This window comes from Pseudoalteromonas sp. ATL1, from assembly GCF_058933015.1.
The window spans coordinates 589,787-610,881 of record NZ_JBZYXL010000002.1 but is presented as its reverse complement, the minus strand read 5'-3'; the positions used below and the strand labels follow the sequence as shown (position 1 = coordinate 610,881).

Annotated in this window: 14 protein-coding genes and 1 pseudogene; 11 read left to right on the top strand and 4 right to left on the bottom strand. The window is 43.1% G+C overall.

Annotation, left to right across the window (positions count from 1 at the left end):
- Positions 1-96: 96 nt before the first annotated feature.
- The 5 genes from AC5FX4_RS20765 (at position 97) to AC5FX4_RS20745 (ending at position 7,142) form a co-directional block, all read left to right on the top strand.
- A complete protein-coding gene (locus AC5FX4_RS20765) occupies positions 97-2,007 on the top strand; it encodes a M12 family metallopeptidase (protein ID WP_493608321.1) in 1,911 nt (636 codons plus the stop codon).
- An 836-nt stretch (positions 2,008-2,843) separates the two neighbouring features.
- Positions 2,844-4,859 carry a methyl-accepting chemotaxis protein gene (locus AC5FX4_RS20760; RefSeq protein ID WP_493608320.1) on the top strand — a complete coding sequence of 672 codons (2,016 nt, stop codon included), beginning with the start codon at positions 2,844-2,846 and terminating at the stop codon, positions 4,857-4,859.
- 116 nt (positions 4,860-4,975) lie between these two features.
- On the top strand, positions 4,976-6,073 hold the full coding sequence (locus AC5FX4_RS20755; RefSeq protein ID WP_493608319.1) for an ISAs1 family transposase: 1,098 nt from the start codon (positions 4,976-4,978) through the stop codon (positions 6,071-6,073).
- A gap of 73 nt (positions 6,074-6,146) precedes the next feature.
- Positions 6,147-6,524, top strand: coding sequence for a VOC family protein (locus AC5FX4_RS20750; protein WP_493608318.1), 378 nt, complete (start codon positions 6,147-6,149; stop codon positions 6,522-6,524).
- Positions 6,525-6,584: 60 nt separating this feature from the next.
- Positions 6,585-7,142 (top strand): GNAT family N-acetyltransferase, encoded by a 558-nt coding sequence (locus tag AC5FX4_RS20745; protein WP_493608769.1) that lies wholly within the window; start codon positions 6,585-6,587, stop codon positions 7,140-7,142.
- A gap of 104 nt (positions 7,143-7,246) precedes the next feature.
- Here the strand turns inward: AC5FX4_RS20745 and AC5FX4_RS20740 are convergent, their stop codons facing one another.
- Positions 7,247-8,059, bottom strand: coding sequence for an alpha/beta hydrolase (locus tag AC5FX4_RS20740; protein ID WP_493608317.1), 813 nt, complete (start codon positions 8,057-8,059; stop codon positions 7,247-7,249).
- A gap of 393 nt (positions 8,060-8,452) precedes the next feature.
- Between AC5FX4_RS20740 and AC5FX4_RS20735 the strand changes: the two genes are divergently transcribed.
- The 6 genes and pseudogenes from AC5FX4_RS20735 to AC5FX4_RS20710 all read left to right on the top strand — a co-directional run.
- Complete coding sequence (locus tag AC5FX4_RS20735) at positions 8,453-11,374, top strand: LamG domain-containing protein (protein WP_493608316.1); 2,922 nt, start codon at positions 8,453-8,455, stop codon at positions 11,372-11,374.
- A 259-nt stretch (positions 11,375-11,633) separates the two neighbouring features.
- Positions 11,634-12,203 carry a flagellar basal body FlgE domain-containing protein gene (locus tag AC5FX4_RS20730; protein ID WP_493608315.1) on the top strand — a complete coding sequence of 190 codons (570 nt, stop codon included), beginning with the start codon at positions 11,634-11,636 and terminating at the stop codon, positions 12,201-12,203.
- A 218-nt stretch (positions 12,204-12,421) separates the two neighbouring features.
- Positions 12,422-13,537 (top strand): ATP-binding protein, encoded by a 1,116-nt coding sequence (locus AC5FX4_RS20725; RefSeq protein ID WP_493608314.1) that lies wholly within the window; start codon positions 12,422-12,424, stop codon positions 13,535-13,537.
- A gap of 117 nt (positions 13,538-13,654) precedes the next feature.
- Positions 13,655-13,912, top strand: coding sequence for a hypothetical protein (locus AC5FX4_RS20720; RefSeq protein ID WP_493608313.1), 258 nt, complete (start codon positions 13,655-13,657; stop codon positions 13,910-13,912).
- Positions 13,913-14,052: 140 nt separating this feature from the next.
- Positions 14,053-14,937, top strand: a complete 885-nt coding sequence (locus tag AC5FX4_RS20715) for a PhzF family phenazine biosynthesis protein (protein WP_493608312.1) — start codon at positions 14,053-14,055, stop codon at positions 14,935-14,937.
- Positions 14,938-14,946: 9 nt separating this feature from the next.
- Positions 14,947-15,069, top strand: a pseudogene (locus AC5FX4_RS20710) (IS3-like element ISAma2 family transposase); the annotation flags it as partial.
- A gap of 243 nt (positions 15,070-15,312) precedes the next feature.
- Here AC5FX4_RS20710 and AC5FX4_RS20705 read toward each other — a convergent pair.
- The 3 genes from AC5FX4_RS20705 to AC5FX4_RS20695 form a co-directional block, all read right to left on the bottom strand.
- Positions 15,313-16,125: a reverse transcriptase family protein gene (locus tag AC5FX4_RS20705; protein WP_493608311.1), complete on the bottom strand. Its 813-nt coding sequence runs from the start codon at positions 16,123-16,125 to the stop codon at positions 15,313-15,315.
- A gap of 719 nt (positions 16,126-16,844) precedes the next feature.
- A complete protein-coding gene (locus AC5FX4_RS20700) occupies positions 16,845-18,749 on the bottom strand; it encodes a UvrD-helicase domain-containing protein (RefSeq protein WP_493608310.1) in 1,905 nt (634 codons plus the stop codon).
- Between the two features lie 8 nt (positions 18,750-18,757).
- Entirely contained in the window at positions 18,758-20,716 is a 1,959-nt protein-coding gene (locus AC5FX4_RS20695) for an ATP-dependent nuclease (RefSeq protein WP_493608309.1), read from the bottom strand.
- Positions 20,717-21,095: the final 379 nt, after the last annotated feature.

Here is a 21,095-nt window from a genome sequence, read left to right as displayed (position 1 = left end):
GTTTGGCCGCGAATGAAATATCCGCTGCTGTGCTTTATCTGCATGCGATAGTTCTTCCAAAGTCGTTACGTGTTCAAATTACTAAGGAAATTTTTGATGTTATCAACAAAAGCAATTCTAACCTCGGTCGCCATTACTGGGCTGTTTGTTACTTCAGGTTACGTTAACGCGAGTGATTGGATCCCAATTTATTCGCCAGAGCCAGATGCACAAAAAGGAGAGTCGCTATTTGGCTACTCTGCGCAAGGGCGTGAGACCTTTGAAGTCAAAACGAAAGATGGCAAAACAATGACCGTTGTTGATGTGGGCGGCTATGGGTATGTCAGTGATATGATTTTGGGCCGAACCCAAACACTGAAGCAGTCAGGTTATCGGGCTGATATGCCTACGTTGCAAGTATCAATGAGTGATCAAATGGTAGCACAAGGTGCGGTTAGACATGTGAACTCAGGGTATAAATGGCCAAATGGCGTTGTACCTTATGTGATTGACTGGAGCCTTGGCGACCAAGCGCGTCGCGATTTTCAATATGCTGTCGAGCACTGGAACGCGAACACCAGCATTCGGCTGGTGCCTCGCACTAATCAAGCCGATTATATTCGCGTGCAAAATGGAGGCGGTTGCAGTTCATGGATAGGACGTTCAGGTGGTGCACAAACGCTAACGCTTGCCAATAACTGTGGACGTGGCGCGGCGGTGCATGAAATTGGTCATGCAGTGGGTTTATTCCATGAGCAAACGCGCACAGACCGAGATAACTATATTCGCATTCTTTGGCAAAACATTTCCTCGAACATGGCCTATAACTTCCAAAAAATAGGGTCTAACCAAGGTCATAATCATGGTCAATATGACTACGACTCGATCATGCATTATCGCACTAATGCATTTGGCGTTGGCGGGCGACGCACCATACAAATTCTTGACTCCAATGTGAATGAATACCAAGTCGGGAATGGCCAGCGTTTGAGCCAAGGTGACTTAGACGCCGTGGCTTACATGTATGGTGGTCAAGATCCAATCGAAGAGTGCAGCGTACGTAGCATCGCAAATAAAGAAGCCGTGACATTGTCGTCACAAACAGGTCAGTCACAGTGCTTTAAAATTAATGTTCCTGACAATGTGGAAAACTTTGAGGTTGTTACTTCGGGTAATAATGGTGATGCCGATCTGTATGTGCGTAAAGGACAGCGTGCAACGCAAAATAGCTATGACTGTAAGTCAGATTCTGAAGACTCAAATGAGTCATGCTCGGGTGCGGTAGATAAAGGGGAATACTACATCAATGTGTATGCCTACCAAGGCTACAACAATCTGCAATTACGCGCGAGTTACGAGTTAGGCGACGATGATGGTGGCCCAATTGATGACGATTGTGAAGCTCACGAATTGCTGGATGGTCGCACAGTTACACTAAAGAACATTGCCGCACAAACCAGTATGTGTTTTAAGGTGAATGTGACGCAAAACGTTCAAACACTGATGGTTAACTTATTGGGTGGCACAGGCGATGCGGATATTTTTGTAAGACGCAATGCGCCGGCCACAAAAGATTTGTTTGACTGTGCAAGCACCTCGCAAAGCAACGATGAGGTTTGTTCGCTCAATACCCAAGCCGGAACTTACTACATTCGCGTATTGGCGAATAATGCGGTGGCCGATACGGCGTTATCAGTTCAACTTCAAACATCGGGTGATGACGTTGAAACATATGTCGGTGAGATCTCAACACCTGATGAAGTTGATATTCATCCAAATGGGCAATGGTTTGAATACGATGGTGGACGATTGGTCGCGAGCTTAACGGGTGATAATGACGCAGACTTAGAGCTAAGCTTAGAAAAATGGAACAATAATCGTGAGGCTTGGGAGCAAGTTGACGCGTCTACTGGCTCTACTTCGAGTGAGTCAATTGAATATCAGGCAAGCTATGGTTACTACCGTTTTAAAATTTACAGTTGGGATAGCCAGGGCACTGGTAAATATGAATTTAAACTAAAAAAATAATGAGATGAAGAAAGGGCTGGCGATATACATCGTGAGCCCTTTCATGCATTTGAGAGCCTTTTTTTGGGTTATATTGCTGATTAAAGTGATGAAAAAATCACAGCAGTTTTAGGCTTAAAGATAATCACCAACCCAATTAATAATGTGATGGCTTTTGCGGGTTAATTTGTCCATCCACTTTAAATACCCTATCAACTTTTCGCTTTGTTGTTATATGCGGTTTTCAACTCTGCGTATCGATCGGAAGATCTGAAAACAAGGCCAATATCTCGTTTCATGGCGTCATTCACCTTAGATCTGAAACTTGTGAAACACAGTGAAATGAATGGTTTTTTAGCATACTTATGCATTTTTATACTCTAATTCGTCGAAGTGGCGGGGTTAAAATGATAGTTGCTATTTTAACCTGTTGATATATAACAGTTTGTCATGTTTGGGGGGGGGTAAATAGTTATGCTTGTACCTTCTAATCGACAATTTCCATTGATATACTCCCGCCCCGAAATTAACTCATCGGATGTGTCCTATAGGCACATATTAACTAGCATGTTGCTGATTTAGCGTGGGAGAGGGCTTGAATATCCATAAACCTATTTGAATTGATAGTGAAAATTCAACGGCAGTACAATAATCATAAAATACACCCATTGCTCTAGAAAATTCTTTGTATCTACACATTTGAATGCGACAATCTTCGTAGACCTTTTTAAGGTACATCATTTAACCGCTTGAATATTGAATAATTTATTTCTTTTTATAAATGGATTAATAATATTTGGTGGCGGCCTAATTTAAATTAAAACTCGTTTTATATAAGTAGTATTAGGTAACTTTTTATGAAATCACCTCAACGAGATGCACAGTCAAACATTTCCCTGACGTGGCGACTTGTCTTGGCGGTATGCTCAATTGTGTCAGTTATTTTCATCACTCTGTCGGTGATAGCGGTTAATCGGATTCAAACCGAGAGTACCGAGCGTATTAAATCTGGACTAGCAAGAACAGTTGAAAACGAAGCGCGTAACGTCAAAGAGTTGTTTGTAAGCCGATATAAAGTGCTGCAAACGGCGTTTGATTCGTCAACCATGCAAGCTTGGCTTAGTAACCGCACGCAAGCATGGGCACCATTAGACTCAGAACCTCAATATGACGCTGTAAACAACTACCTGAGCCGCATTGTAAACAGTGAGCCTGAAATTATCAGTGTGTTTTATAGTCCTGAAAAAACCCGTGAGTATTGGGACGAAAGTGGACGCATTCCGCGCAAAGTGATGACGCGCCCAATTACAGAAATTCCATGGTGGCAATTAACCACGGCCGAGGGCAAAGGCGTGGTGAATGAGCCTTTTGAAGATAGTCGAACGCAAGTGGTATCTGCCGCAATTTCTAAACCTGTGTTCGACCAAAGTGGTCGTCGCATTGCCATTGCCGGTATCGACCTCAAGTTAGAATCTATTCAAAAGCAAGTAGCTAATAATGCAAAATTTAATGGTGCTGGACATGCATTTTTGTATCAACACGATGGTCGTCTTATCACGATGTTACCCAACACGCATATTGAGCCTGAAAATAGGACTTTAAAACAGCTTGATTTGCTTTCTGGTAATTCAGGCTTTTTAGCGCTAGACAATTTGGATGATGATTTGTCATTTTTTCCAGTCACTTGGCAAAACCAAGCCTTTCTCGCTGCGGTTGTGAAAGTTGATATATCAGAGCCACAGATGAGCTGGCGCTTGGTGCTATTGTACCCTCAGGCAAAAATAGATGAGCCGATTAACAGAGCGATTTGGCAACTGATTTTAATGACGGTTGTTTTACTCATCATCATTGCATTGGTATTAGCTTGGTCAATTAAAATGGGCCTTAAACCATTGCAAGAAGTTGCGGATGCGATGGCCCGAATAGTTAATGGCGATGGCGACTTAACGCAACGTTTAGAAGTGAAAAGCAATGATGAGATTGGCAAGGTAGCCAGCCTGTTCAATGACTTTGTAAACAACATCAATGGCATTGTGAGTAACAGCCTGCGGGTGTCAAACTCCGTTTCAGCGTCAAGTGCTAACATGCAACAAATGATGGTGAGTGCTGAGCAAGCCGTTAAAGAACAAGACTCGCAATTAGACATGGTCGCAACCGCAACCACAGAATTGTCGCATGCAGTGAATGAGATCAGCCGTAACGCACAAAAATCAAGTGATGCAACCATTGAGGTAAAAGAGCAGGTTGAGCATAGTATGTTTTTAGCCACGCAAGCCGATCAACAGATCAACGACATGGCTACCAGCTTTAAGGAAAACGAAGCGCTGGTCAGTGAGCTGAACACCAGTAGTGATCGCATAGGTGAAGTACTTGATGTGATAGGCAAGATTGCAGAGCAAACCAACTTACTTGCGCTGAACGCTGCGATTGAAGCTGCGCGTGCGGGTGAACACGGCCGAGGTTTCGCGGTCGTTGCTGATGAAGTGCGCACACTGGCAAGACAAACCCAAGACTCAACACATAACATCCAGACAATCATCAATGCATTACGAGAAAATACGAAATGTGTGTTAGAAGTGATGTTGAACAATCACGCGCAAGCCCAAGAAAGTGTGACACACGCGCAAGCAATTCATCAGCAATTAACTGAGCTAACAACGCGGGTTGAGCAAATTCAAATGCAGTCAGTGGAAATTGCGACGGCAACACACCAGCAATCCACCGTGCTTGAAGATGTTTCTAAAAACATCGTTACCACCAAAGATCTTTCGCATAGTACGTCTGAACTTATGCAAAAGGCCAATAGTGCTGGTGGTCAATTACAAGAAGAAAGTGAAGCGCTGTTACAAAGTTTGCAACACTTTAAAATCTGATAATGGACAAACTTAGGGCCAGTAGCACGGCGGGATCGCATTTTGTAAAAAGGCTTTAACACCCGCCTCTTTTCTGATCTAATAACGCCCACATTGCCACTATCTACATGTTAATTATGTCGTTATTTAGCCACCTTGAACTTGTTGAAGATAAGCGTTCCTCTATCAATCAACATCATGATCTTACTGATGTTTTGTTTCTTATCATCTCGGCGGTTTTATCCGGTTGTGAGGGCTGGAAAGATATTGAAGTGTTCGGGCACAGTAAACTCCCTTGGCTCAGACAGTTCAGAGCCTTTAAACACGGTATTCCAACGCGACATAGTATTGCTCGTATTCTTAAAACAGTAGAGACGGACTCTCTGATTTTGGCCCTGTTTAGTTGGGTTAATGAGCAACGAATTCAATCTGACAAGCCAATTATTGCATTTGATGGAAAAACCCTGCGTGGTGCCAGTAAAAAGCGTGAGGATAACTTACACTTGGTGTCCGCTTTTGATTGTGAGTCTGGTTTAACTTTGTATCAGCGTAGCGTAGAAAGTAAATCCAACGAGATCCCAGCAGTTAGGGCCTTATTAGAAGTGCTCGATGTTTCAGATGCAATCGTCACTCTGGATGCGCTACATTGTCAGAAAGCGACGCTATCAAAACTTACCTCACGAGGGTCTGATTATCTGGTTCAGGTTAAAGCAAACCAGAAAACACTCTATAAAGCAGTCACTTCGTGTTTTGAAACTGCCTTTGCCCAAGAGGAGAATTTACCAGAAGATGTACAAGTCAGCAGTGGTCATGGGCGTCAGGAAACGCGCATCACTTATGCACTGAAAGCAGATAAACTGCCTGAAGAGATAAAAGCAAAATGGCCTGGACTCACTTCACTGGTTGCGGTTGAAAGACACAACAAGTCCGGCTCAACAACAAAAATAGATACGCACTTTTATGTTACTTCTGTCGAGCCAGATGCGCAGATGTTGCAAAAAGCCATCCGCCATCATTGGCACATCGAGAACCAACAGCACTGGGTGTTGGACGTGGTGTTTAAAGAAGATGCCTGTCAGATAGGTGAGCCGATTTCTGCGGAAAATATGGCGCTATTCAGACGGGTTGTTCGCAATCTGGTAAAACAGCACACGGGCCGTAAAGATTCGATACGTGGTAAATGCGTTCGGGCTAGTTTTGACGATGAATTTAGGGCAGAGCTTATCTTCGGTTAATGGTTGTTAACGAAGTATGCTCTCACCCTGGGGCCAGTAGTCTGGCCCTACTGTCAATATATGGAAATTGCTCATGAAAAACCCGTCAACATTATTGGTTGTTAATAACCTCAAAGAGTCACTCGATTTTTATACAAAAGTCTTGGGTTTGCAGCTAGCTGAATCGTATTCAGATTGTATAAAGCTAAACGCGGGGGAACATGAAATAATCCTGTTTCAAGGCACAGACACAGCGGTTCCATATGCGCACGGCTATCACTCAAATTCGACATTATTGTTCACCGTAGATAATTTAGACAAAAAAATTGATGAACTTAAAGCTCAAGGCGTGCAGTTTGTACACAAAACACCTAATGAGAATCGTTGGGGACGTTATGCCGCATTTAAAGATCCATCTGATATTATCCATGAACTTTTTGAGCATAGACTGTCAGGTTTAATAAAACCCTAATTGGCAGATCTGACAGATTAAGTTTATTCTATCATTCGCATTTTATATCAAGGATTAATGATGTATCCCCCAATATTAAAAACAAACAATATCGTAATACGAGCCTTTGAAGAAAAGGATTTGCAGCGGTTCGCCGATTATCGCGCACAAGCCAGTGTGGCGAAATATCAGAGCTGGAGTGACTATAGCTACCAAAATGCACTAGATCTTTTCGCGGGCACGGATTATGAAAGCTTTGGTACGGTTGGATGTTGGTATCAATTAGCCATCGCAGATCGAGAGTCAGATTCTTTAGTTGGTGATCTCGCAGTACATTTTATTGATGATGCGCAAGTTGAAATCGGTTTTACAGTCGACCCAGCATTTCAAGGTAAAGGCGTTGCGAGTGAGTCTGCGCACGCTTTGCTTCACTATTTGTTTAACGAACTTAAAAAACACCGAGTTGTTGCAACGACGGATGTACGCAATGTGGCTTCTTATAAAACTTTGGAAAAGTTGGGCTTTCGTCGAGAGGCGCATTTCATTCAAAACATCTATTTTAAAGGTGAATGGGGTGATGAATACCAATACGCTTTATTGTGCTCTGAGTTTAATAAGCTTGAGTGCCAACTGGCTTAGGTACTTATTCAAAGGTGCTTAACCCCTTAGTCTTTTGTCGCCTGCTGTGAAATTTCGCTTGCTCACTAAGTGAACAAGCGAAAGTTGTATGTCAATGGTGAGTATTATTTATAATTCATACTTTTAAACGCATCGTATACGGCTAAATGCAAGGTGTCGCCGTGGTCGAGTTGTTCAAAATAATTGAATTTGATTTGGGCTTTATCTTTAAGCTTTGGCGAAATATTTTCGTGAAGTTGTTTGGCCACTCGTTCCATTAACTCACCTTCTTTGCCCACACCGATATAAACTGATTGAGGTAGGCTAGGTGGATTAAATTTACCGGCTAATAACGATTCGTCGTCCCACCATAAACTAGGGCTGACTATCACATAGTGATCAAATAGTTGAGTATGGTTAAAGAGAACTTCACTGGCGAGTAGCCCCCCTAATGATTGCCCTATAATGGTTTTTGTTTGGTTGGTGCGATAGCGGCTTTCAATCAAAGGTTGTAATTCTTCACCTAAAAAGCGGATAAATTGCTTGGCACCACCATGCGTGGGCAACTCGCGTTTATCAATTTCATTATTACTGGGTGTGGTGAAATCATGTTTTCTGTCGACATTGCTAATGCCCACCACAATGCTTTGCGGCAAAATCTTCAACCAAGGAAAATTGGCAAACTGCACAAGCCCTGCAATATGAATAAAGTCCTCGTCTTTTGAGCCATCTAGCAAATAAATAACAGGAAACGTTTGTTGTTTACTTTCGTTGTATCCGATGGGTAAGTAGACATTGACCGTTCTACTTTGTTTGAGTATGTGAGAGTCAAATGACAATGTATTGGCAAACTCAAGCGGCGTTGTTTTTATATCATTTTTTGCGATTGCAGCAATAGACATGAGTATGCTGAATAAAACGAGCGTTGTCCTAATCATCAATACTTTTCCTTATCGAACGGGTGGTCATTTATGCTACTGCTAATTTGATTAATCTTAAAGCTTTTGAGGGGAGTGATAATGTGTCACTGACCATATGAAGATAAGGCTTTATATAATGAAAAGTTCGTATTTTAAATGGTTGAGATTTGCTTTTTACGTGCTATGAATAAATTCATAATGTGTTGATTGTTATAAATAAGTGCACAGTTTTTACGCTAAAGGTAAAGTGATTTTACGCTTGAAGTGACTGATTCTTAGCGATTAAAACGATAGGTTTATTTTAAGAGGGTTGCTAATATTGTTCTTAATTCCTGTTTTTTTGGAATAAAAAATCTAAAGTTGTTGAGTAATTTTACTTTTTACACACTTTTAATATAAAAGGACTACACAATGAATTTGCACACATATCATAACGCCATTTTAAGCTTGGCGTTGGCTAGTTTACCTTTTGGCACTTTGGCAAACATCGACAAGGTGACGCACACCCATCAAGTTACTAAAGCAGATGCACTTCTGATTAATAACAAACAAGCCGTGTTGAACACCGCCTCTGTCTGTACAGCAACAAACACCGTGCAGCTGGGTAGCGAGGAACGTACAACGGTGAATGGCCGTAGTAACACGGTTAAAGGTAAGGGGAATGAGCAACTTAACCCTGCCCAGCTGTTGATGCCGGGGGCCATATTGTGTATTAAAGGTGCGCAAAATGGCGCAAGTAATGAATTGCGCATTGAAAATGTGACTGGCAGTGAAGCACAACCTATTACGGTGATAAACACCGGTGGACAAGTGGTTTTCAAAAATAGTCAAAGCAGTGGCTATATTGATACCGCCATTGAAGTGTTAAACAGCCAGTATTTGCACATCACAGGCTCTGGGAGTGAGGCATTTGTCTATGGCTTTAAAGTGGATGGGCGCGTAGGCACGGTTCGTAAAGGCGTTGCTTACTACAAGCGCAGCAGTGATATTGAACTTGATCACATAGAAGTGAGCCATGTGACTCAATCAGGCTTGAACCTGAAAACCTTTAGCAACTGCTCTGATGGCTCAGTACCCGCGCGATATGCAAAAGAAGGCGAAACGGCACAATTTTATGATGCCTATAACGAGCCCTTGGTGCTGCATGACAGTGTTTCGCAATACCAAAAAGAACATATGCATGATTACAACAATGACGGTGAAATTAATCAATTAGACGCGAGTTCTAAAGAGGATATGGTGTTCCGTAATGCCAGTTTTCATGACAATTATATTCACCACACTGGCACTGAAGGCATGTACATAGGCTCAAACGGCAGCTATCGATTGTATAAAGCGAGCGAGCACCCGGACCCCTTTCATTTACCGGGATCAGGCATGGGGGGTAATGAAAGGCGCATTTGTCAGTATTATCAGCAAACGGATAAGCAAAATCAGGTTGCCTTTGGTGACTACAACGAGCCAATTGCGGGCCAGCTCATTGGCGTAAAAATTTTCAACAACACAGTGGACAGCACAGGCTGGGATTCTATCAACGTTAAATCGAGTGCCATTGGCTGCGAGATATTTAATAACCAGGTTACCAACTTCTCAACCGCAAATGAAAACCGCGACCAAATTGGTGCAATTAGCCTGCAGAGCAATGTTTACTGCGATGTATACCGTAATACCCTAGAAGGAGGGGAAAGTGGCGGTTTCGGGCTAGGCATTCATGCGCCCACACTTGGTGGTGTGATTGCGAATAACGTTATTAAAGATGTTGGTAAAGGGGCTAGATATGGCAGAGAAGCCGCGATACAAGTACGCTTTAATACCGATGATAGCCACCATAAAATGTACAATGAGTTCAATCAACATATTCCTTGGCAGCAAATTTATGCTGGAAAGTCTCATCATGTGATCAACAACACCATCATTAATCCAGTTAAAGAAAGTGTCGATTTCGGTATCGATTTAGAGGCACACAGCGTTGCCAATAACTTAGTGATACCAAGCGGTACACCCATGGATATTGATGGGAACGTGGTACTAGCTAACAACTTAACGACCTCAGAGAACGTGTTATCAACGAACGAAGCTTTGCCTTATGCGTTACTGCCTGATACCGCAGCGGTGAATACAGGTACAGATATGCCAACTGAGTACGGTATTGATAGCACGCATCTAGTAAAAGATTTAGTGAACGTATCACGCCCTTTGCAAGGCGCTTATGATATTGGTGCGTTGGAATACGTGAGTCTGCGTGTGCTAGCCGATGAGGGAGGCACGGTTGTGAGTACACCAAATGGTATTGATTGCCCGACGGTGTGCGGTCATGTATTCGCTCCGACTCAACTTATCACCTTGAATGCAGTGGCGGATAGCACGCATGACTTCCTGGGTTGGCAAGGGTGTGATCAAATAAGCAACGGGCAATGTGAGGTGACCGGGTACAAAATTGTAAAAGCAAATTTTGCCCCTAAAGTTCTGCGGATCAGTACCTTTTCACAAGGCAATGGAGACATTTTACCGAATGGACCAATCTCAGTTGTACGCGGCGGTACACAGGTTGTAGACATCGTTCCAGCGCCTTTACATCAAGTATCGGCTTTGCAAGTTGATGGTGAAGTGGTTACACCCAGTGAGCAGTACGTTTTTGAAAATGTGGTTGCGCACCATGTTGTTGAAGCAACTTTTAGTTTTGACCCAACTTACGCTGAGTTACTGACATTGCAGCTTAACGAGCAGTCGGGCAATACGGCAGTTAATACAGGTTCGCTAAGCAGTGTTAATGGTGACGTTGAAGGGGCAACATGGATCGTTGATGGTAAACATCAAGGCGCGCTGTACTTTGATGGCGATGACCATGTCAACTTGGGCGCGCATGAGTTGATGGATGTTGACCCTGAGCAACACAGTTTTACTGCCACGTTGTGGTTTAGAACCACCAAAAGTGGTGCGTTGATCTCTAAGGTAGTTAAATCTAACGAGCAGGTGCAGTTTTATTTATATGCCGGTAGTAACGGTGCTTTATATGGCAGAGTTGGTTTGGAAGGGGATACTTATCGAACCATTCGAAGTGAATCCGATACGATAGATGATGGTCAATGGCACTTTGCTGCGCTGGTGAACAATCACAGCGAGAATGAATTTACCTTATATTTGGATGGTCAGCCAATAGGCACAAAAATGTCGGGTTTTATGCCAAGCAATGGCATGGATATTTTGCTGGGCGCGCGCCGAAATGGTGATAATCAAAGCATCGGAAACCACTTTAAGGGCGATTTAGACGATGTACGCTTTTACAAAAAAGCGTTAAGTCACAGTGATATTCAGGCACTTTACAATCAATAACTGCTATCTATACATTGTTATAAGCATCTGGCCAAGTTGATATTATTTGGTCGGATGCTGCCCATTCTTGCTACGCGTTATTAGGTATTAGTACGCATAATTATTAGCCCACATTGCGCGTGTCAGTACCTTCTCGTTTCTTCCTGTTTGTATAACTTATTCCTAGTTGTTATATTTCGCCCGCAAATTTATTTTTGGGAACAATCATTCATTGATTGTGACCGTCATTGATTTGCTCAATAAACTTAAGGATGAAGAAATGAAAAAACTACTCTTACCATTATTTATGGTTGCCGCTACTGTTGCCTTTGACAGCTCATCTTCGGAGCAAGTGTCTGATTTAAAAACATTAGATAATAACTCCTCGGTAAATCTCTCTTTTGGAACATCAAAGGTAAAGTTGGCCTTAAATTTACCGTCAGGTCGTTTTGAGCCGATATTAGACACGCAAAATTTTACCCCAGATGATGTCTTCAGTTATAACGCAAGTACTGCAACGTATGTTTGTATGCGAGACGGCAGTCAGCAGTTGTTGCAGGCATATCTGCTGCGCGTTGATAGCCTAAAATGGGATGTATATTTTAGCCTCGATAGTGAATTGGTGAACATTGAAGGGGGCGCACTAGGTGGCTCAGGCGTTAATAAAGCGTCTATAGAGTTTGATGCAAATGGGCAGTTTGTAAGACAAATACCTTACCTCTTAAATACGGTGATAATCCCCTCTCAAAGACTCAAGCAAAAAATTGAGTTCGACTTTTACAGTGGAGAAACAACCAGTTTTGATACGTATTTTGAAGTAAAAGAGTTAGACGTCAACGGTTGTAGATAACGCCTAGCCGTTACATGAGTAGTCTGTCACGACTACTCTTTAAATACGAAGCTTTAATTTTTCCTTTTTAGGTGATAGCACACGTTGTGAGTTTTTAGTTATATCTATATACTTTTCAATGGGTTGCTTGATTTAAATAAAAGGCTTATGGTCTATTATGTTTGATTATGTATACTGTGCATAATCAAACATAATGGTGCATATCAGAGTGACAAATCATGAAAAAGATCAATTGGCATTTTCAACGCAAAGCGCTAGCAGAATCTTATTTACAAACGGTTTATCAAGGGGCCGTAAGTCGGATCGCCTTGCTCGATGTGCGCCGAACCGGAAAAACCACGTTTTTGCTTAAAGACTTGTACCCCATTGCAATCGATAATGGTTTTATTCCTGTGTACATCAACTTGTGGGGGGAACCTGACAGCCCGACATTAGCCATCACTCAGGCCCTGAACAATACGCTCACCGCGTTAAATGAATCGGTAAAAGGCAAATTGAGTGATTTAGCGAAGAGTGAAATCAAAAAACTCGAGGTGGGTAACAACGTATTTGGCAAGGCGACCATCGAATTTAGCGATAAAAATGCGCACAAGCCCAGTGAGTCTGAGTTATTTAAAATTGGCCAATTGGTCGAAGCACTCTTTAAAAAATGTGGTGATAAAGTCATTATTATTATTGATGAAATTCAGCATTTAGCGTCTTCAGATAAGTTTTTACCTGTGCAGCATGCACTGCGCACCGCGTTAGACACCTACAGCGACATTTGCGTGGTATTTGCGGGGTCTAGCCGCTCTGGCGTAAACGCCATGTTTTCAGACAAAGACAAGCCATTTTATGACTCGGCCTTTATGATCGACTTTCCACGGCTTGACGAAGAGTTCGTTCGGCATTGTTGCAACATATTGAAAAAACACTTCAATTTAGAGTATGACCCGTTGGCGATGAATGATTTTTATGAAGAAATCGACAAATCGCCCTTTTGGATGATGAAGCTTGTCACCTATCTAATGGCCAATCAGGCATCGCTCAAAGAAGGCGCGGATTACATCAAAGCCTTGATGATCCAAGACGGGGATTTTGAAAATCTGAAAAAACGTCTAAGAGACATCGATATTGAAGTATTACGACAAATAAAAAAAGGCAATAACGCGCTTTATAGCGCTCAGATGGTAGAGTATTTGGCCCAAACAACGGGGATGAATGTAACGCCGTCTACCATTCAAACCTGTATCAAAAAACTGAAAACGATGACGGTAATCTCCCAGTACGGCGACAAATACTACATTGAATCACCGGGTTTTATTAAATACTTGGAAACACAAAGCAGCCAATAATAAGTTTGAAGCGAGTGAGATAGTTGTATTAATTTCACTAAATATTATTTGTAATGGGTACATTGATTTGCTATTTATGTAATTAAATTAGCATGTTGAAGCTAGGGCCTCTGAGCGATGGATTTAGATACACGTATTAAAAGAGTGGAGCGTGACAACCGAAAATTATTTGGTTTCATGCATCATTTTGTTCTTATTTTTGCATTTTTTACGCTAGTTGTGGCTCTGATGGTATTTGTTGACCCTATGATTGGCGTCGCGTGTTCGGGGTTTGTGGCGTTTTTTCTCAATTACTATTATTCACAACATACATTTAAACAACTCAATGCACGCATTAGCCTATTGCAAAGAAAGCTTGAGCGAGCAGGAAAATAAACGCTTGAGTAAGACAACCCACTTTGGTTGTATACAACAATATTAAATGTTTCCAAGTCGGATGGCGTTTAGCTTATACCGACCTACAGCACTTAAAAATCGCATCAAGAATATAAGAAAAAACAAGAAGGTGATATACAGTGGCCGGTTACTCCGAAAATAGCCCAAATAAGCACAAATCTGCCACCGTTTATATTGTGGATGCGTTTGTGCATCAAAGCCAAGGCGGTAATCCAGCAGGCGTAGTGGTGACAGAACGATTAAGTGACCGTTCGATGCAAATGATTGCGCACCACATGGGGTTGTCGGAGACGGCCTTTGTATTCGATATAGGTTATCAAGGATACAGCGTTAGGTTTTTTACGCCGACACAAGAAGTCGACTTCTGTGGTCATGCCACACTCGCTGTAGCGCACCATTTGTATAGTACGAATCTAATCCAGGCTGGCACATATCGTCAACACACTAAAGCAGGGCCTGTTGCAGTCAAAGTAGAGCAGAGCCAAAAAATTACCATGCAACAGAGAGCGCCGCGGTTTGGTCAAGCGTTTGCTGCTGCTGATATTAGGCCATTGTTTTTAATGCCAGATGTTGATTTTATTGAGCAAGACTTGAAAATTCAGGTTGTTGATACCGGTTTGCCTGATCTATTACTGCCCGTGAAAAGCGATATGTTGGATAAGTTAGTGATAAATGCACACGCGATGGCAGCGTTTTGTCAGCAGCATAACCTAGCAAGTGTGCATGCGTTTGAAATGTGTAACACGCAGAGCAACCACACTGCATACACTAGAAATTTCGCGCCCCATTGGCAGATACCCGAAGAGTGTGCGACTGGCAGTGCCAGTGGTGCCTTACAGTGTTATTTGAGACGCTACACCCATTTAGGCAATGAAGAAGCTTTATTTCTACAAGGCGTTGCTATGGGGAGACCTTCACAGATCCATGTTTCATCTAATGATGATGACAAAGCAGGGCCACTGGTTGGCGGCAGGGCGATGGCAAGAGAACAATGTGACGTTTAACTAAATATAAGCGCACAGGTTAAGCGTCAACAAGAGCTTGAAGAAGAAAATGCCAAGCTCAAGAAGATGTACGCTGACGTCAACCTAGAAAACCACGCGATTAAGAAATCAATGACTCTGACCCCATTGGTTCGTTCAGTTATACATCCAATTTAGAAAAAAGCATATCAAACGGTCAAAGTAAGATGGCACTTCGTTTATATCGAAAGCTAGAAACAGCGAGCAATCGTCTCTTAAGTGCAATAGCAGACCCTGGTAGTAGCTCGTTTATGCCCCAAAACGAGTTAACGTAAATGCTCTAAGGGCGACTTTGAGCGAGAAACAGACGCACTAGAACATTTTTGGACAAGAGGAAGCTGGCTAACCAGCTTTTCATCATTTCTCCAACCTTAATAAATGCCGAAAGATTGATTCGTAACGTCCGCTAACCTGAGAAGCGGAACTTAACATCCCGAGAAGCTTCGCCTTGTTTTCAGGCTTTAAGGTTCCTTCGATATACTTGACGTATAACCCGTGGATCGCTTCATGGTGTTTATTTTGGACTTGTAAGCCTATGTCGTTAATTGCGACGCCAGTTACTAGCTTGGTCTTTTCGGGAGGACTAGAGAACTCTTTATGATACTGATAACCGTAACCGTGTATTAGCTTCTTAACCTCCCAAATAAAAGCCCCAGGGACAACCTTTCCAGAAAACGTTAAGTCGTCAACATAGACCGTAAAGGTTATCTGATTAGTAGCGGACAACTCGCCTATTTTTTCAAACATCGGCAAAGACGAAAAGAACGCTAAGATCTGACTTAAAGGACTCCCCGTCGGGATATGGCCATTAACACAAGCTAGATTTGTAAGTATTTTTGATACGTCAGGCGAACAGAATAAACAGGTTCTGAAAAAATGATAGACGGCTTCTCGTTTCGTCGACGGGTAATATTTCTTAATATCTAGTTTGACCAGCGCGGAGCCTTTTACGTGGGCCTTGGCGTTCGTTATATGAGATTTTTTCTTGATCCCTGAGTGGAGGTATTCAGGAGTTTCTATTCGCTGTAAGAGCTTAAATAGCCTCTTGTGGACTTGCTCTAAAATTGACTTCGGGACTTGGACTTCTCGGTCTTTTCCGTTCTTTTGGATAGTGAATATTCGGAAGTTATTTTCGTCTTCGGATAAGTTCAGTAAGACTTTAAGATCCATACCGAGTAACTCGGCTAGCTTCCTTTTTGCCTGTAATTTATATAAGGGCGATTGATCTATCGGATAACGGTTCCGCGTTCTCAGTTCTCATTCCTCCAACGATATAGTTATCTAGAGGTCCCGAGCCATCACCCTCGACGAGCCACTCCAAAAAGTTACTTATCGGGTCCTCAACCCATCTATAAAATCTATAGAGAGCCAAGAGTTTAGTTAGCCATTTACATGGCTTGACTAGATGTTTAACGACTTTACGTCGCCGCATTCGGGTCTGTTCTTCTTTACTTGGGTCGTCTGTATCAGACATAACGTTATCCTCATAGTTACCGGGGCGATTGCCACCGTCTCACGCGTAACTTAAGGACGGGAGAAAAGAACAGTTTTTACCCTCTAGATTCCAAGACCGTTCGTTTCTCACCGAACGGCCTGCACGTCATTCATTGGTACATGTCATAACGAGTAATACGACGACACGACGAACGGATGAGCGCGCAAAGTGTTAGGGTTTTATCCCCACGGAAACTAACGCTTCCCAATAGTGTGAGATTATTCCCGTTTTCCAAGTAGTAATATTATGGGGGCGTTTATCTATTAATCAACACTAGGGAGTTAAATTTCTCTAACTTATTTTGGGACATAAGTGAATTGCAGATTTCACTCAATTAGCAGTTAAAGAATTAGAAAAGGTATTACATTACCCCCAAATGGGGCGACCAAATTCATTATACTACCACACTTGGTGGGATCACATACTCCTGAACACCGGCAGCCGACAACAACGCATAAAAATCTGCGATCTTGGTTCTTTGCCCTCTTTGCTGGCAATAGGAAAAAATAGCCCTTTGTTTAGCGCGAGACAGCGCCACAAAAAATGTCGATAGACCTTCGGAATCGCCGGGTCGATAGGACCACCAAGCATTATCATCGATCCCCATGAAAATAGTTGTATCGAATTCCAGCCCCTTGCTTTTATGAATAGTCATTAGCGGAATCTGATTTGTACCTTCAAATTCTTCCAGGAAATTTCCCCAAGAACTCTGGGTATCAACACAGTTTGTAAAAAACTCTTCAAGTGCTGCTAGGTTTATTTCAAGCAGATCTCCAGTCGCGTAACGAGCAAATGTTTTCCGAAGATCATTCAAATCAATAAAGGCAATAATTCGTTCAAAAACGAGGCGAGCATTGTCAGGTGTAAGTGATTGTCGCATCAACTCCTTGAGTTCAGAAATAAATAATGCTAATCGGCGTTCAACCTGTCTCAGTGCTTTTTCATCTTCTGGGGGTGTGTTACGAAGCAGCTGTACATCTGCTGATAATTGATTCCAAACTTGCGCATTTCGATGCCCAAGTCCCAGCCGTAGAAGATTAGAAAACAAAATAGTCAGCTCCTCAGCAAGTAAATCTTGAAGAGTAGTTTTACCTATTTTCACACTTTCATTTCGCAAGCAAAGCCCGTACTGAGTTAAATATGAAGATAGCTGCTCTTCGTAATCCTCAGGTCTTTGACGCACCAGAACGGAATAGTCCCTTGGATTCAATGACCTGCTTCGCATGTCATTCGCAATCCACTGCGCCAAGTAGCTGGCCTCTTGATCTACGTTACAGCTAAAACAAATCCAAGCAGCATCACCAGATACCTGACTGTGGTTACTTGTTTGAACCTCTCTCACCTCATGGTCAATAGTTTGTGCAATAACATGTTGTATCCTGACCAGTTCTGGAGAAGAGCGGTGATTAAGCAACAGCGGATATCGTTGTGCCGAAAAATCGGCCTCAAACTGATGAAACGCATCACCTCGGGCTCCGGCCCAACCCATGATCCTCTGCTTATAATCCCCCACAACCGTTACCGTTGTTTCACTATAACCGAAGGCTGACAACAGGAAATCATACTGACCATAAGTCGTATCTTGGAATTCATCCACAAAGACATATGGATACGTTGCTCTCAGAGCTCGTCGCACATGGACATTGGTACGAATTATATATTCAGCCAGCCGATTTATTGTCATGAATGTCAGTTGTGATAGTTCTTCATCTCCGCAACTTACTTGTTCGGCTAACCAATTATCATAAAGAGTCCGTTCCCCTATGTCGTTCGAAGCTAGACCAAGTTTCCTTGAGCCAACAAATGTAGACTCAAAAGTTATTGGGTTTATTCTGGCTATAGCATTCAACAATCCGGAGATATGACTATTTTTTTGCCGCTCTCGACCTAAAAAACGGGTTATCTGCTGGCGAGTTGCAAAAGTGACATCATATGGTTTTGTTGGTCTCCACTGTGGTGGCAACGCCATACGAAAACGGTCAACTATATTTTTAGAAAAAGCGTCGAAGGTCATCGAAACAAATCGACTACCTAGCTCTTCTGGAGACCGTTCTTCCACCCTATCTGCGAGATTTTTTGCAGCGTCGGTCTTAAATGAAATGGCTAGAATTTTTTGGTTTGGTGGGCATAGGCCAGTCTCAAGCAAATATGCAGCTTTTTGCGCTAAAAACTCTGTCTTTCCTGCACCTGGGCCAGCGATAACGCTTATGGACTCTCGTCGCCATAGTGCTTGCCAAGCATTTGGCTCAAGCTCGTCGATCCCTTTGGGCCGCCAATGATCGGGTTGAATAAACTTCACCTAGCCCCCTAGCTTTGAAGAGCTGCGTGAATAGACTGAACTAACGCTCGCAGTTCTTCTGGCGCGTTCTGGGCCAACTGTTCTGGCGTAATAGATCCAAGCACTCGGATGTGCGTGCTAGGCTTACCTCTTCCTAAGAACAGGTATCTGTACCAGCGCAGATTAAGTAGGTCGTCAGCATAAAATTCAGGGTTTCCCTCGTCGCCCATGACGGCATGACCAGGCTCCCCACGACTAGATGGACCGGTAGAGCTTTCGTCGGGTGCAATCCGATATTGTTCGGGAAATGCTTTTAGCATCGAATAATCAATGTCTAATGGGCTGGAGAAGTATACGTTAAAACGGGGTTGCCGAAGATAGCTAACCCAACGACTCATAAATTCATAATCATCACGCCTGAAGGTATCAAACTCAGCCAGATTTACAGATACCCCGTCAGCATGCACTCCATGAGTAAAAATACTTTCAGCTGGTATTCCATATTCTATTAACTTGGCGACTGCGTTCTTAATCCTTCCCCAGCCACCGCCGTGCCGCCCCCAATCCAGATCGAGTAATGTGATAAAGGGGATCTGTAAATCTGTTAGCAAACGCCACATGTGGTTTACATGTCGGCCCCCTAATGGAACCATGGCGACAAAAGACTTATCAATTGGTATTCCCATCGCTTCTGATATAGCGGGAAGAATTACCTCTTCGGAAGCCCCCTCCCCGAGAACCACGACCTTAGCGAAATACAACTCTGGATAGGCTCTCACCGCTTGCTGGATGTACTTTGCAGCTTCATTCTCTTCATCGGGTAAAGTCAGTTGACGAACAACAGTGGTGTTTGATTCTGTTTGTAGCCTGAAGTGCCTTACTTGCGTTGGTTGGATCCTGGCGAGAATGCTCGGCGAATGACTAGATAGTACTGCTTGAGCTCTTAAGCCATGCACTAGGCTGCTGATCTGGCTTATGATTCGAGATAGATAGTATGGGGCTAGGTTATTCTCCGGCTCCTCAAGTGCCAATATAGTCAATGAGGGCAAGGGCAAGTCTGCACCAAGAAAATCGTCACTCTCTGGTTGGGCTAAGATCTCGGTTTCAACATCGAGAGTGGCTGAAGTCATAGCGATGTGAAACAACGAACTTTGGCCATCACTTAGCTCATCAATGCTTCGATCTCGACCACTTTCATCTGGGTGCAGCAGTACCTCTACTTTACGAACAAACTCTTCAAAACGTAGGTCGACCGGACGAAACTTCGGTGTACTATCAGTTCCAGCAGAATGCAGCTCCTGCCAACGGTCTGTGAGCTTTCCAGTCACGGTACTAATCGCATTTTCACCCTCAAAGGATTCATTCAGCTCTGTAGCCTTTTGAGTAAAAGATGATCGAACTTGTTCTGACCAGTTAATAGCTTTCCAAAGCCGACCTTTCAGAAAGGCTGATACCTGGGAAACTGCGCATCGTGTGGCTGGTACGTAGATCAATTGGATTCGAGAGCGATCCGCTGGACGCACGTTGCAAAAATCACTCTCTTCAGGCTCACCCCATGTCGTAACCGCGCGGAACTGGCTCGTAATGTAACCATCTATTGAGCCATCATCTTCCCATTCCGCGTCCAAGCGCAAACGGCACTTCAATTTGCCGCCCTCATCTGTAACGCTCATATGGTGAAAGAAGTCTGGTATTACGGAGTGATCTCCGTCTTCATCATTCAGTTCAGGGAAAGCGACAATGGCTTCAAGCGTGAGAGTTCGCTTACTTGGTATTTCTGCTTCCAAAGAGGGAATATGAAAATCCTGACGACGGATCGTCCGCTGCTCGTTGGATATGCCGAACATTCGTTGCAAAGCCTGCATCAAGACCGTTTTCCCAGCACCATTTGCTCCAACCAGGGTGGTTAAATCCGGATCGACAGCTATGCTCTGACCTTCTGGTCCAAAGCTTCTAAAGTTCTGTAGGATTATTCTCTCAATATGCACAGCAGGTTCCCTCTTCTAAATATCCACAAATTTGGATGGGGCTTCTATTGTAAACTTTCAACTGACAAAGCACGGCCATGTTATCGCGGATCGGTTACTGGATCAAAAACGACCACCTTGGGGGACCGTAATAAGAGTAACGTTGAAGTCGCTTCTAAGTAGTGTTATCAGGTTGGTTATACCCCTGACAGCTGTTTCCAGACTCTACGATAGTCATCTCCAGACATTGAAACACTGACGTCGTATGCCAAGGTGAGAGCAGGTAAAGTCATCACAAAAGCTCTACCTTAATGGCTTTATCGAAAATTGACGGCATCAGCGCTTCTAGCTCAAATGAAGCGGACAGAGGCTGAAAGTAGTTACGCTTCAAGGTCCAATA